This window comes from Ectopseudomonas khazarica (assembly GCF_017915135.1).
GTDB lineage: Bacteria > Pseudomonadota > Gammaproteobacteria > Pseudomonadales > Pseudomonadaceae > Aquipseudomonas > Aquipseudomonas khazarica.
Genome location: NZ_CP068551.1, coordinates 2,687,388 through 2,700,954 on the forward strand (window position 1 = coordinate 2,687,388; position 13,567 = coordinate 2,700,954).

The window sequence follows — 13,567 nt, forward strand, 5'->3', positions numbered from 1 at the left end:
TTTCAGTCTAGGCGAGGCCAACAACGACTCGACCCGCGTATCGCGGGCCGAGCCTAGCCAATACACATCCAACGTATTTAATTAATCGTTCGGGCACCTCCTTGCGCGCGCAGCGGCACGCTCCTGGGGACAGGTGAGAAGAAGCCAATGACCACCTGCCAGGCCATGGCCAGGGCGCCGACGATGAACACCACGTCGCCGAAAGTACGCACCCAGCGCAGGGTCTGCAGCAGATCCTGCTGCATGAAGGCCTCGCTGCGGGCGTACCACAGGCCCTCGCTGACGCTGGCGTGGAACTGGATGATGCCGATGGGCAGCAGGCTGGTGGCAATCATCAGCACCAGGCCTGCGTTGAGCCACCAGAAGGCGACCTTCATCAGTCCCTGGTTGAACTGCATCTGCGGGCGGATATAGCGCAGCACCAGCAGCGTGAAGCCCAGGGCGAGGAAGCCGTAGACCCCGAACAACGCGGCATGGGCATGCACTGGTGTGGTGTTGAGGCCCTGCACGTAGTACAGAGAGATCGGCGGGTTGATCATGAAGCCGAACACCCCAGCGCCGAGCATGTTCCAGAAGGCCACGGCGACGAAGCACATCAGCGGCCACTTGACCCGCTCCATCCAGGCCGCACGGCTCTTCAGGCGCCAGTTCTCCCAGGCCTCATAGCCGAGCACGATCAGCGGCACCACTTCGAGGGCACTGAAGGTGGCGCCCACTGCCATCACTGGGGTGGTGGTGCCGGAGAAGTACAGATGGTGGAAGGTGCCCGGTACACCGCCGAGCATGAACAGCGAGGCCGAGGCCAGGCTGGCGGTGGTGGCCATGCGCTTGGAGACCAGGCCCATGCTGGAGAAGATAAAGGCCAGCGCGGTGGTGGCGAAGACCTCGAAGAAGCCCTCCACCCACAGATGCACCACCCACCAGCGCCAGTACTCCATCACCGACAGGTGGGTGCGCTCGCCGTAGGCGAAGCCGGCGCCGTAGAACAGGCCGATGGCGATCACCGAGGCCGACAGCAGGGCCAGCAGGTTCTTGTCGCCGGGCTGGCGGAAGGCCGGCAAGATGCCGCGCAGCATCAACAGCAGCCAGAAGGCCACGCCGGTGAACTTGCCGATCTGCCACAGGCGACCGAGGTCGACGTACTCGTAGCCCTGATGACCGAGCCAGAAATTCCACTCGGCCGGCATGATCTGGGCGATGGCCAGGTAGTTGCCAACGAAGGAGCCGAGCACCACGACCACCAGTGCCCAGAACAGCACGTCGACGCCAAGTTTCTGGAACTTCGGATCCTTGCCGCCGCTGATGATGGGTGCGAGGAACAGACCCGCAGCGAGGAAGCCGGTGGCGATCCAGAACAGAGCGCTCTGAATGTGCCAGGTGCGCAGCAGCGAGTAGGGGAACCACTGCGATAGCGGGAAGCCATAGAAGTCCTGGCCCTCCACCGTGTAGTGCGCAGTAGCACCGCCGATCACGACCTGAAAGGCGAACAGTCCGACCACCAGCAGCAGGTACTTGCCCAGCGCTTTCTGCGATGGCGTCAGGGCCACTAGGCTGAGCGGGTCGTGGGCCGGTGCAGTCGGTTCATCCTCCTCGTGATCGCGCAGGAAGGCCCAGGCCCAGACCAGGAAGCCGATACCGGCAATCAGGAGTATCACACTGACGATGGACCAGATCAGGTTCTCCGCAGTGGGCTTGTTGTCGATCAGCGGTTCGTGGGGCCAGTTGTTGGTGTAGGTGGCGTCATGCCCTGGGCGCTCGGTTGCGGCGACCCAGGCTGTCCAGAAGAAGAAGCGGGTCAGCTGCTCGCGCCGGGCGGCGTCGGGCAGGGTGTTCTCCTTCATGGCGAAGCTCTTGCGACTGCCTTGCAGGGCCGGGTCTTTGCCGAACAGCGCCTCATAGTAGGCCGCAGTCTGTTCGACAGCGGCGACGCGGCGTTCGCTGAGCACCAGCACCTCGCCTTGCACCTGGTTGCCACGGTATTCGCGCTTGAGTTGCTGGCGCAGCAGGGCCTGGTGGTCTTCGTCCACCTGGGCATAGGGCACACCGTAGGTGTGCTGCGCGGCCAGGTCGAGCCACGCCGTCAGTTCGCGATGCAGCCAGTCGGCAGTCCAGTCCGGTGCCTGGTAGGCGCCGTGGCCCCAGATCGAGCCGAGCTGCATACCGCCGACGCTCTGCCATGCGGTCTGCCCGTCTAGTATGTCCACGTTGGTAAATAGCAGGCTGCCGTCGGTGCTCTGCACCTGTTCTGGGATTGGCGGCGCCTGACGATACACCTCGCGGCCGAACCAGCCGAGTACGCAGAAAGTCACGCCGAGTACGGCGATCAATGCCCACCAGAGTTTGCGGTACTCACCCATGCTGTACCTCCTTACCGAGGGCACGCGGGAACAGCAGATTGTTTTCCAGGTGGATGTGCTGCATCAGGTCGCAGCGCAGCTCGTCAAGTCCGCGGTACAACGCGCGCCAGGTGTTGCAGGCATTGGCCGGTGGCTGCATGTCATCGGTCAATTCGACGACACGCTCCAGCGCTTCGCCGTGCTGGTCATGCTCGTAACGCATCACTGAGATTGGGCCACCTGCCATCGTGCCGCCGCCACGTAGGATCATCGGGAAGAGGATCTGCTCCTCCTTCTGCATGTGGCTTTCCAGCTCCTGTTGCATGTCGATCAACAGATCGGTCAGTCCCACTGGGCAGTGCTCACGACCTCCATGCACCTGCTCGACTCTCGCGGCGAGACGAATCAACTCCGGCAGTTGCTGACGGTGCACATCGTGGTAGCGCTGCAGAATGTGCTCAATCAGCCGCTCGTCCGCGACCGTGCGCCAATCCTCCGTGTCTTGGGCTTCGCCACTGAGAGAGAGCAAGCGTGTCTGTACGTGGTCGGCATCGATGCCACGCTCCTGTGCGGCCTGGCGTAGGCTCTTCTGACCGCCACAGCAGAAGTCGAGGTGGAATTCGTGGAACACCCGGGTCGCACCGGGGATGCTGCAGGCAATATTGCCTAGGGTGCTGTCAAGTAGTTGGGTGGCCATGGAGTTCTCCTATCAGACATATTGGTCTGTATGCTCCATCGCAAGCCCCGTGCCGCTTTTCAACTTGACGGAAATCAAGGGTTTGCGTGCCGCCAGGGTCTAATCTACCCGGAAGAAATCAGGTAGCGGATACCCGAAATGGTAGATTTCACCCCTCTGCAGAACGCCTTGCTCGCCGATCTGGCCAGCGAGCTACCATCTGCTGTACGCCTGCAGCGTCTGGTTGTCAGCCTGCGCGAAATATTCGCTTGCAGTGCGGTGGTGCTGTTGCGTCTGGATGGCGAAAGCCTGCGGCCGCAGGCTGCAGTCGGCTTGGCCCACGAAGCGCTGGGGCGCAGTTTCGTAATCGCCCGGCATCCGCGCTTGGCGCAGATCTTGGCACAGCGCGAGCCATTGCAATTCGCCGCCTACAGCGAGTTGCCCGACCCTTACGACGGCCTGTTGCAGGACAGTCCAGATGAGCCGCTACCGGTGCACGACTGCATGGGCATGAGCCTGTTTCTCGACGGCCGCCTATGGGGGGCTGTGACCTTGGATGCCCTGCGCCGCGGTACCTTTGACCGCAACGCCACCCAGCGCCTGCAGCGTTATGCCCTGTTGATCGAGGCAGCACTGCGGATGTGTCGCTTGGAAAACGAAATTCGCAGCCTGCGCCTGGCCCGACGGGAGGAGGGTGAGGTTGGTGACGAGACTGGCGGCACCATCCTCGGCGACAGCCCGGTGTTATGCCAGTTACTCGACGAGCTGGGCGTCGTAGCGGACTCCGAGCTGCCGGTACTGCTGCAAGGTGAGACCGGCGTAGGCAAGGAGCTGTTTGCCCGCTGGCTGCATGCCCACTCGCCGCGCGCGCGCAAGCCGCTGGTTTACGTCAACTGCGCCGCACTCCCGGAGACCCTGGCTGAGAGTGAGCTATTCGGCCATGTGAAGGGGGCGTTTTCTGGTGCCGCGCAAGAGCGCGCCGGACGCTTTGAGGCGGCCAATGGTGGCACCCTGTTTCTCGACGAGATAGGTGAGCTGCCGCTGTCAATCCAGGCCAAGCTGTTGCGCGCCCTGCAGAACGGCGAGATTCAGCGCCTGGGCGCTGACCGCCCAAGGCATGTCGACGTACGAGTGATCACCGCGACCAACCGGCGCTTGCACGAGGAGGTGCGTGAAGGACGTTTCCGCGCCGACCTCTACCACCGCCTTTCTGTCTACCCGGTGCACATACCGCCGTTGCGCGAGCGCGGCCGGGACGTGCTGGTGCTGGCCGGGCATTTCCTCGAACTCAACCGTGCCCGCCTGGGCCTGCGCTGCCTGCGCCTGTCCGCCGATGCTGAGCGCGCCTTGCTGACCTACTCCTGGCCGGGCAACGTGCGTGAGCTGGAGCATGTGATCAGCCGCGCCGCGCTCAAGGTGCTCAGCCAGGCTGAGTCGCGCACCGCATTGCTCAGTATCGAGGCACCTTGGCTTGGGCTGGATGGCCCGGCGCCGGTGCCGGTGCCGAGCAGCGTCCCGTCGGCTGTGCCGCTGGTACCCAGCGAAAGCCTGCACCAGGCTGTGGACCGCTATCAGCGCGAACTGATCCAGAACACTCTGGCGCAGCATGGCGGCAAATGGGCCACCGCCGCACGGGCGCTGGCAATCGACCCGAGCAATCTGCGTAAGCTGGCACGGCGGCTCGACTTAATCTGACTATGGAGAAACCTATGCTGACCCATCTCGATGCCCACGGCCGTGCCAGCATGGTGGATGTCACCGACAAGACGGTGACCTGCCGCGAGGCCGTGGCCGAAGCCCGTGTGTGCATGCTGCCCGCCACCCTGACGATGATCGCCGATGGCCGTCATCCCAAAGGCGACGTGTTCGCCGTGGCGCGCATCGCCGGTATCCAGGCGGCGAAGAAGACTTCCGACCTCATTCCCCTGTGCCATCCGCTCATGCTCACAAGCGTCAAGGTCGAGCTTGAGGCCGAGGGCGAGGACTGCGTGCATATCGTCGCGCGCTGCAAACTGGCAGGGCAGACGGGCGTGGAGATGGAGGCGCTGACTGCTGCAAGTGTCGCCGCGCTGACCATTTACGACATGTGCAAGGCGGTGGATCGCGGCATGTGTATCGAGGCCGTGCGCCTGTTGGAGAAGAGCGGAGGCGCTTCGGGGACTTACCGGGTGCCTTGATCCAACGCAAGGTGGGCGCCAACGCGTGCCAGCAGACTGGAGCGGCCTCATGTGGAGAAGCGATCAACTGAGTGGCATGTGCCACCAGTAGCATGGCTACAGTCGGCTAGAACGGCAGGCTCCCATGCGCCGCTGGCTCTGCTCGCTTACTCAGCAGGTCCGTCGTCCAGGCGGGGATCCCGTCAGCATGGAATTCTGGGCAGGGCGCCCGGATTGTCTGCATGGCTGCCTGCGTTACCAATTGACTGTAGAGGGCGGCGCCACGTGCGTTTGGCCCCCTGAAAACTGAGGAGAGAAGTATGTTGGAAGTCCATTATTTCGCGGGGTATCGCGAGCAACTTGGGCTGGACCGCGAGTGCCTGGACTGGCAGCCGCAGCTGACCAGCGTAGATCAACTGCGCCAGAACCTGGTGGCGCGTGGCGGTGCCTGGTCGGCACTGGCCGCGCAAAACTTGATGTGCGCGTGTAATCAGGAACTCTGCGGGCTCGATCAGGTGCTGCAGGACGGCGACGAGATCGCTTTCTTCCCGCCCGTCACCGGAGGCTAAGATGAGCGTGCAGGTTCAGGCGCATAGCTTTTCCGCGGCGCAGCTGCTCGACCAGTTGCAGGAGCGCTGCGCTGGTGTCGGTGCGCTGGCTAGCTTCGTCGGCTTGGTACGCGACTATGGCGATGCGGGGGAGGTGCGGGCGATGTTCCTTGAACACTATCCTGGCATGACCGAGCGGGCCCTGGCCGGCATCGAGGCCGAAGCCAGAGTCCGCTGGCCGCTGCACGAGGTGCTAATCGTGCATCGTCACGGCCTGCTGCAGGCGGCCGAGCCGATCGTCTTCGTTGGTGTTGGCAGTGCCCATCGGCAGGTAGCCTTCGAGGCCTGCGCCTATCTCATGGATCAGTTGAAAACACGGGCGCCATTCTGGAAGAAGGAAATGTGCGCGCAGGGCGCTCAGTGGGTGGATGCGCGCGCTAGTGATGCGATCGCCGCACGACGCTGGTAGCCCTCAGCGCGACCGGTGCTGCGGTTGCTCGGCATCCGCCACCGGCTCAGGCACCTCGATGCCCCAGTCACCGTGCAGGTACCAGTCATCGCCGATCATCTCGGCCGGATGCATAGTGCGGTCCGCACCATTGCCGCATGCCAGCGAGTCCGACGGGCAGTAACGGTCGCACCCCCAGCAGATGCGTTCGGGATGACTCGGGTGCAGAGGGAATTTCTTGGCCATGCGAAACGCCTCCCGGCCTTGGTTTCGCGTTCAGGCTAATACCCAGGTACGTGGCAGCCTTGACCGTGGTCAAGGTTTGTCGCGTTGGTCATTGGTGATACCTCCATTGGGGAATGGGCGGGACGCTCCCGCGGGCTCAGGCTGCGTCCAGTCATACTATGGAGGCGCCAAAATGGCTCACTTGTCTAACCCCGAGTTCCAGGCACTGTGCATCGCCGTGCTGACCGTCAGTGATACCCGCAACCTGGCCAGCGATGGCTCGGGCCAGACCCTGATCGAGGCGCTGGAGAGCGCCGGGCACGCTTTGGTCGAGCGGGCGCTGGTGCCCGACGACATCTGGCAGATTCGTGCACGCCTGTGTGCCTGGGTTGCCGACCCGCTGGTGCAGGTGGTGCTGATCACTGGCGGGACCGGCTTCACCGCGCGGGACAACACGCCGCAGGCCGTGGCGCCGCTGCTGGACAAGATGGTGGATGGCTTCGGCGAACTGTTCCGGCAGATTTCCCTGACCGAGATCGGCACCTCTACCGTACAGTCGCGCGCCCTGGCCGGCATCAGCAACGGCACCCTGGTGTGCTGCCTTCCCGGTTCGCCCGGTGCCTGCAGCACAGCCTGGAACGGGATCCTCCGTGAGCAGTTGGACTGCCGTACGCGGCCGTGCAATTTCGTGCCCCACCTCAAGCGCCTGCCCGAGCAGGCCACGGTGCTGTGCGGGTCGCGCGCATGAACGGCTGCGCTTGCGACCAGCCCGGGCTATGCCCGGTCGATGAAGCCATCGTTGACCTACTGGCCCAAGTGCCGACGCCGCCGGCGGTCGAATGGGTAGCCCTGGAGCAGGCCTTGGGTCGCACCCTGGCCGAGCCGGTACATGCCCTACGGTCGATGCCGGCCTGGGACAACAGCGCCATGGACGGTTATGCGCTGCGTGCCGCCGATCTGCAGGGCGGGCCGGGCTACCTGCTGCTGGCCGGGCGTATCGCCGCCGGCGATGCGGCGCTGGAGGAGCTGCCGTCAGGGCATGCGGTGCGCATCTTCACCGGCGCGCCGCTGCCACCTGGCGCTGACAGCGTTGTGCCGCAGGAGCTGGTGCGGCTGGAGGGCGAGGGCGTCTGGCTGCCCGTCTGTACCCGCGGCGACCATGTGCGTCGGCGCGGCGAGGAGTTCGAGCGCGGTACCTGTGTGCTGTCGGCAGGCATCTGCCTGCGCGCGCCGCAGCTGGGCCTGCTGGCCAGCCTAGGTATTGCCGAGGTGGCGGTGCACCGGCGTCTGCGCGTAGGCCTGCTGAGCAGCGGCAACGAACTGCGCGAACCGGGAGAACCGCTGCATCCCGGACAGATCTACGACGCCAATCGCTACAGCCTGCGCGCCGCGCTGCGCGGCTGGGGACTGGAAGTGGACGACTGCGGTGTCCTGGAGGACGAGCTGAGCGCCAGTCGCGACGCCCTAAGCCTCGCAGCGTCCGAATGGGATGTACTGATCAGCTCCGGCGGCGTCTCGGTCGGTGAGGAGGATCACCTTAAGCAGGCGGTGCGCGAGCTTGGCGAGCTGCACCTGTGGCGCCTGGCCATCCAGCCGGGCAAGCCCTTCGCCTTCGGCAGGGTGTGTGGTACGCCGTGGATCGGCCTGCCCGGCAACCCGGTGGCGGCGCTGCTTACCACTCTGGTGGTGGCGCGGCCCTTCCTGCTGGCGGCACAGGGGCGCAGCGACGTGTCGTCACGCGCACTGCCATTGCCCGCCGGTTTCGACTGGCCCAGGGCCAATGCGCGGCGCCAGTACCTGCGCGCCCGTCTCGAGGTCAGGGATGGTGAGCTGCGTGTGGTGCCACATGCCCAGCAGGGCTCGGCCATGCTAAGTGCCATGAGCTGGGCCGAGGGCCTGGCCGTGGTGGAGGCGGGGCGTACCCTGCGCGCTGGCGAGCCCGTGGGGTTTCTGGCGCTCGACAGCCTGCTGGCATGAGTGGCTTGACCACAATCAAGGCGTTCAGGTTCACGACGCCTAGAGTGGCGCATCGTCGTTGAAGTAGGAGTCGATTCATGCATCTGGTCTGTCCGGCGGGCAGTCTACCCGCCCTCAAGGTTGCCCTGCAGCAAGGCGCGGACGCCATCTACGTTGGCTTTCGCGATGACACCAATGCCCGTCATTTCGCCGGGCTCAATTTGGACGAGCGGCAGCTGGAGACGGGGCTGCACCTGATCCGTAAGCGTGGCCGACAGCTTTATGTTGCCGTCAACACCTATGCCCAGCCCCAGGGCTGGGCGCGCTGGCAGCGCGCGGTGGACCAAGCCGCCGCACTAGGGGTTGATGCTCTGATCGCTGCCGATCCCGGCGTGCTGGCCTACGCCAGCCGGCGGCATCCCGATCTCAACCTGCACCTCTCGGTGCAGGGCTCGGCCACCAACGTCGCTGCCCTGGCGTTCTACCAGCAGCGTTACAACATCCGGCGCGCTGTGTTGCCTAGGGTGTTGTCGCTGGCTCAGGTGCGCCAGGTGGCCGAGAAAAGCACGGTGCCGCTGGAGGTATTCGCCTTTGGCAGTCTGTGCATCATGGCCGAGGGGCGTTGTCACCTGTCGTCCTATGTTACCGGCGAGTCGCCCAACCTCTGCGGGGTGTGTTCGCCGGCTAAGGCGGTGCGCTGGCAGGAGGAAGCCCAGGGCCTCAGCTCGCGTCTGGGCGGCGTACTGATCGACCGCTACGCGCCAGACGAACCGGCCGGCTATCCGACCCTGTGCAAGGGCCGTTTTTTGGTGGACGGCCAGCGCTTCCACGCGCTGGAGGAGCCGACAAGCCTCAACACCATCGACTTGGTTCCGCAATTGGCCGAGATAGGCATCGCCGCAGTGAAGATTGAGGGGCGCCAGCGCAGCCCAGCCTATGTCGAGCAGGTCACGAGGGTCTGGCGCGAAGCGCTGGATGCCCATGCCAGCGGTCGTTTTGCCGTGCAGGAGCGCTGGCGCAAGGACCTGGCAGGGCTGTCTGAAGGCAGCCAGACGACCCTCGGTGCATATCACCGATCCTGGCAGTGAGGAGCCTATGAAACTGAGCCTGGGACCCGTGTTGTTCTACTGGAGCCGCAGCAAGCTGCTGGATTTCTACGCCGAGATGGCCGCTCAACCGCTTGACATCATCTACCTGGGCGAAACCGTCTGTTCCAAGCGCCGTGCCCTGTCGCTGGACGACTGGCTCGGCCTTGCCCGCGAGCTGCGCGAGTGCAGCCGCGCCGAGCTGGTGCTGTCCGGACTGGCGCTGGTCGAGGCTGCTTCCGAGCTGTCCAGCCTCCGCCGCCTGTGCGACAACGGCGATTTGCTGGTGGAGGCCAACGACATGGGCGCGGTGCAACTGCTCGCCGAGCGCGGCCGGCATTTCGTCGCCGGACCGGCGCTTAACTTGTACAACGCCCATGCCCTGCACGAGTTGCTGGAGTGTGGTTTGCAGCGCTGGGTGCCACCGGTGGAGTGTTCCGGTCTCCTGCTGCAGGACTGCCTGCAGCAACTCGATGCTCTGCAGGTGGGGCGGCCTGAAGTGGAACTGTTCGCCTATGGCCATTTGCCGTTGGCCTACTCGGCGCGTTGCTTCACCGCGCGGGCTGAGAACCGGCCAAAGGACGACTGCCAGTTCTGCTGCCAGAACTATCCTGAGGGCATTCCGCTGCTCAGTCAGGAGGGGCAGGCGCTGTTTACCCTCAACGGTATCCAGACCATGTCCTCCGAGGTCGGAAACCTGCTGGCCGATTATCAGGCCATTGCCACGTGTGGTGTGGATGTGCTGCGCCTGAGCCCGCGCAGCGAGGGTATGGGGCAGGTGATCGACGACTTCGCCGCGGTGCGTGACGGGGCGCTACCACCACTGGCGGTCAGTGGCTGCAATGGCTACTGGCATGGCCGACCTGGCATGCTGACGATCGAGGCTGTGGGCCTATGAGTATGGCGCGGTGGCTGGTGAAATTCGGCGAGCCGTTGCTGCCGTATGGACGGCACGTACCCTTCGTCATGCAGCGCCTGGTCATCGAGCAGGCGGTCAGGCGGCTATTTGCCGTACCGCTGGCCGAGGGGGCCTTCGACCTTCTGCATGATCGTTGGTTGCGCCTGGAGATCATCGACCTTGGTCTGACTTGGTGCCTGAGTTACCAGGACACGCAGTTGCGCGTGGCCCGGCGCGATGCAGTGGACGTTTGCATCCGAGGGCAGTGGCGAGACTTTTTGCTGTTGGCGAGCCGTCAGGAAGATCCTGACACTCTGTTCTTCCGCCGACGTCTGGTGATTGAGGGCGACACTGACTTGGGCCTGGGTGTAAAAAACCTGCTTGACGGTCTTGACCCCGATCAGTTGCCACCTCGGTTCTGGCAACTGGTACGAGAGATGGGGGCGGCGGTGCGCTAAGACGGATTTCAGGGGCGTAGGTCGTAGTCTTTCTCATGGCCTCATCTTCTCAAGGGGGGAGGCCTCCACGAAACCGGTGGCGATTAAGCTTGCTCACCGCCAAGAAAGACATCGGTCGGTGTTTCAGCGTCGGTTCATAGGCTTCTGCGTTATGCCGGAATCTACCGGCTTAGAGGCTTTTGAAAATGACGCGTCGAAATTCGTATGCGTCAAGGCGTACTGCGCGATCGCGCTAGATGGCGAGAGACTGGTGGCATCTGGTTGGGGCCGATGATTTGTCCGCTTCACGCCAATTTATGCCGCTGCATCTCGCCCGATGAGCGGCGTTGAGTCGGCGTTTTTTTGTTGACTTAGGTCAGGTGCGCGGCACCAGAAAACACCAAGAATTCCCACCAGCCAAGACTGTGGCCGAAAAGCTACGGAGCAGGTGTTGTGCCGGCAATGCCCCGCCCCACACACCAGAAGTCTAACGGCTCGAAACAAACATATTAAACGCCCCGGCGCGCTTTCCTATCGGCGACGCCGAAGGCGAGATGTACTTGCCTTCTGCAACTTCCAGCTCCGCAGAGCGGAGCATTGAGGTCCACATGCTTAGAAATATTCGCTTGAGCCTGAAGCTCATCTTGATACTCGCCTGCCCCATGATTGGTTTTCTCTGGCTGGCGGGCTCATACATAAGTGATAGCTATAACACCGTAAGGCAGATGGAAAAGACAGTGGAGGCAAGTGAGGCGGCGCAGACCGTCAGCCATCTGATCACCGCTCTGCAGCGCGAGCGAGGTGCGAGCGGCGTTTATCTGGGGAGCCAAGGGCGGATCATGGGGCGTCGGTTGCCGGAGATGCGGCAAGCTACTAACAAGGCGTTAGATGACGCACGAGCATTATCCGTACGCAACGGCGCTCTGATCGGTACCGCTTTGACAGCACTCGATGAGCTTCAGCCCCTACGTGCGCAGGTAGATAAATTAGCAATCAGCAATGTTGAGTCCGGAGCTCGCTTTACCGGATATATCAAGGCGTTGATCGGTTTTACCCATGCGGTGGAGCGTAGCGTTGAAAACGTGGGGCTTGCGCGAGCTCTAGGTGGATTGAACCAATTCATCGAAATGAAGGAACGGGCCGGTCGTGAGCGCGCGATGCTTGGGGTCGTCTTTAATCAGGGGCACTTCGATGCTCCGATGCTTGCATCCTTCAGCCGGAACCTGGGTGAGTTTTCGGCATATATGGACGGCTTCCGTCGCACGGCTGACGCGCAATTCGTCCGCTCGCTAGACAAGAAGTTGCAAGATCCGAGCGCGCTAGAAGTAGAAAGACTCCAGCGCCTTGCCTTTGACGTACCGATTGGGCAACGCCTGGATGTCAACAGCGAGAGTTGGTTCGAGACAGCGACCAAGCGGATCGACTTGATGGGGGCGTTGGAGCAGGACCTGGCGCAGGATGTGGGGCGGTTGGCCGGACGTGCTCGCGATGGGGCTTACGAGGCGTTGTGGCTTACACTGGCGGCAGTGGTCATTGCGCTCTCGGTAGTAGCGGGCCTTTCCTACCTCATCATTCGGAACATCAAGCTGGCCGTGCGGGACGTCAATCATGCGCTGGTAGCACTTTCAGCACGAGATCTGACCTCTAAAGCGCTGTACGAAGGCAGCGACGAGTTTGGAGAGATATCGCGCAACTTGAATGCGATGGCAGTTGAACTGCGACATGTCGTAGGAGAGATCAGCAATGCGACCGCACAAGTAGCTACAGCTGCCGAGGAGTCGTCAGCCGTGACGGTGCAGACGAGTCAGAGCATCGACAAGCAGCGCCAGGGAACAGAATTGGTCGTGACGGCCATCAACGAGATGAGCGCGACCGTAAGGGATGTCGCGAGAAGCACCAACGATGCCGCCGAGCTGTCGCAGCAGCTCAATGCTAACACCGTGCAAGGACGTGCCGAGATAGAAAGCACCATCGGCCTCATTCATCAGTTGTCCACCCAGGCGGATGAAACCGCCAGCATTATCGCCGACCTCAAGAGAGAGAGTGATTCGATCTCCTCCGTACTGGATGTGATTCGGGGCATCGCCGATCAGACGAATCTGCTCGCCCTCAATGCTGCGATTGAGGCAGCACGTGCCGGTGAGCATGGACGAGGCTTTGCTGTCGTTGCGTCCGAGGTGCGAGTGCTTGCCCAGAAAACCCAGGAATCGACGGGCAGCATTCAGGAAATGATCGCTACTTTACAAGGCGGTGCCGACAGAGCAGCGCGATCAATGCAGGAGACGTTGTCGAAGGCGCAGGCTGGGGCCAGCAATATCGGGCGAGCAGGTGAGTTGTTGATCGAAATTGCTGAAGGAGTCTCGGCGATCAGTGACCGTAATCTTCAGATTGCGACGGCAGCTGAGGAGCAGAGTGCAGTGGCCGAGGATATCAACCGCAACATCGTCGAAATCAGCGACGTGGCGATTCAGGTGAGCGCCGGTGCAGAACAGACGGCGATGACTAGCTTGGAGCTGGCGCGCCTAGCTGAGTACCAACAGCAGCTGGTTGGCCGGTTCAAAGTCGCATGAGGGGCGGCGCTGCCATAGCCATAACAGCCACGCAGCGTTATGGCTATGGCAGCCTTGGTGCGCTTGGAATTTTCCAGCCGTTACCTGCCGCACCGGCTTGGGTTATGCGCCGAGATGTTGAGCCAGCGCTTTTCGCCTACCAGTGTCACAAGCCGAAAGCGCGGAGCTACCGCCTGCATCGTTGGTGAAGCCAAGACACCCGATGCACTGCGCAGTGCCAGCGACCCACTAC

General features: G+C 63.0%; 13 protein-coding genes and 1 pseudogene. 11 read left to right on the top strand and 3 right to left on the bottom strand.

Going from position 1 to position 13,567, the window contains the following annotated elements; translation table 11 throughout:
* Positions 1–77: 77 nt before the first annotated feature.
* Positions 78–2,357: a nitric-oxide reductase large subunit gene (locus JLK41_RS12890; protein WP_047585314.1), complete on the bottom strand. Its 2,280-nt coding sequence runs from the start codon at positions 2,355–2,357 to the stop codon at positions 78–80.
* The gene (ytfE, locus tag JLK41_RS12895; RefSeq protein ID WP_152488964.1) at positions 2,350–3,033 is read right to left on the bottom strand and encodes an iron-sulfur cluster repair protein YtfE; all 684 of its coding nucleotides are present in this window, start codon (positions 3,031–3,033) and stop codon (positions 2,350–2,352) included. Before ytfE ends, JLK41_RS12890 begins: the two co-directional genes overlap by 8 nt.
* Positions 3,034–3,171: 138 nt before the next feature.
* Here ytfE and norR point away from each other — a divergent pair, with 138 nt between their 5' ends.
* The 4 genes from norR (at position 3,172) to JLK41_RS12920 (ending at position 6,185) form a co-directional block, all read left to right on the top strand.
* The gene (gene norR, locus JLK41_RS12900) at positions 3,172–4,707 is read left to right on the top strand and encodes a nitric oxide reductase transcriptional regulator NorR (RefSeq protein ID WP_210391175.1); all 1,536 of its coding nucleotides are present in this window, start codon (positions 3,172–3,174) and stop codon (positions 4,705–4,707) included.
* A 14-nt stretch (positions 4,708–4,721) separates the two neighbouring features.
* Complete coding sequence (gene moaC, locus JLK41_RS12905; protein WP_047585321.1) at positions 4,722–5,189, top strand: cyclic pyranopterin monophosphate synthase MoaC; 468 nt, start codon at positions 4,722–4,724, stop codon at positions 5,187–5,189.
* A gap of 299 nt (positions 5,190–5,488) precedes the next feature.
* Positions 5,489–5,737: a molybdopterin converting factor subunit 1 gene (gene moaD, locus JLK41_RS12915; RefSeq protein ID WP_047585323.1), complete on the top strand. Its 249-nt coding sequence runs from the start codon at positions 5,489–5,491 to the stop codon at positions 5,735–5,737.
* 1 nt (position 5,738) lies between these two features.
* Entirely contained in the window at positions 5,739–6,185 is a 447-nt protein-coding gene (locus tag JLK41_RS12920; RefSeq protein ID WP_047585325.1) for a molybdenum cofactor biosynthesis protein MoaE, read from the top strand.
* 3 nt (positions 6,186–6,188) lie between these two features.
* Here JLK41_RS12920 and JLK41_RS12925 read toward each other — a convergent pair whose 3' ends face one another.
* Complete coding sequence (locus tag JLK41_RS12925; RefSeq protein ID WP_047585327.1) at positions 6,189–6,410, bottom strand: DUF3079 domain-containing protein; 222 nt, start codon at positions 6,408–6,410, stop codon at positions 6,189–6,191.
* 172 nt (positions 6,411–6,582) lie between these two features.
* Between JLK41_RS12925 and moaB the strand changes: the two genes are divergently transcribed.
* The 7 genes and pseudogenes from moaB to JLK41_RS25545 all read left to right on the top strand — a co-directional run.
* Positions 6,583–7,137 (top strand): molybdenum cofactor biosynthesis protein B, encoded by a 555-nt coding sequence (gene moaB / locus JLK41_RS12930; RefSeq protein ID WP_123084432.1) that lies wholly within the window; start codon positions 6,583–6,585, stop codon positions 7,135–7,137.
* Complete coding sequence (locus JLK41_RS12935; RefSeq protein ID WP_210389054.1) at positions 7,134–8,366, top strand: molybdopterin molybdotransferase MoeA; 1,233 nt, start codon at positions 7,134–7,136, stop codon at positions 8,364–8,366. The genes moaB and JLK41_RS12935 overlap by 4 nt, the downstream gene beginning before the upstream one ends.
* Before the next feature lie 77 nt (positions 8,367–8,443).
* On the top strand, positions 8,444–9,433 hold the full coding sequence (ubiU, locus tag JLK41_RS12940; RefSeq protein ID WP_210389055.1) for a ubiquinone anaerobic biosynthesis protein UbiU: 990 nt from the start codon (positions 8,444–8,446) through the stop codon (positions 9,431–9,433).
* Between the two features lie 7 nt (positions 9,434–9,440).
* The gene (locus JLK41_RS12945; RefSeq protein ID WP_210389056.1) at positions 9,441–10,328 is read left to right on the top strand and encodes a U32 family peptidase; all 888 of its coding nucleotides are present in this window, start codon (positions 9,441–9,443) and stop codon (positions 10,326–10,328) included.
* Positions 10,325–10,786 (top strand): ubiquinone anaerobic biosynthesis accessory factor UbiT, encoded by a 462-nt coding sequence (gene ubiT / locus JLK41_RS12950; RefSeq protein ID WP_210389057.1) that lies wholly within the window; start codon positions 10,325–10,327, stop codon positions 10,784–10,786. Before JLK41_RS12945 ends, ubiT begins: the two co-directional genes overlap by 4 nt.
* A 587-nt stretch (positions 10,787–11,373) precedes the next feature.
* Positions 11,374–13,335: a methyl-accepting chemotaxis protein gene (locus JLK41_RS12955; protein WP_210389058.1), complete on the top strand. Its 1,962-nt coding sequence runs from the start codon at positions 11,374–11,376 to the stop codon at positions 13,333–13,335.
* 131 nt (positions 13,336–13,466) lie between these two features.
* Positions 13,467–13,560, top strand: a pseudogene (locus JLK41_RS25545) (NYN domain-containing protein); the annotation flags it as partial.
* Positions 13,561–13,567 lie beyond the last annotated feature (7 nt).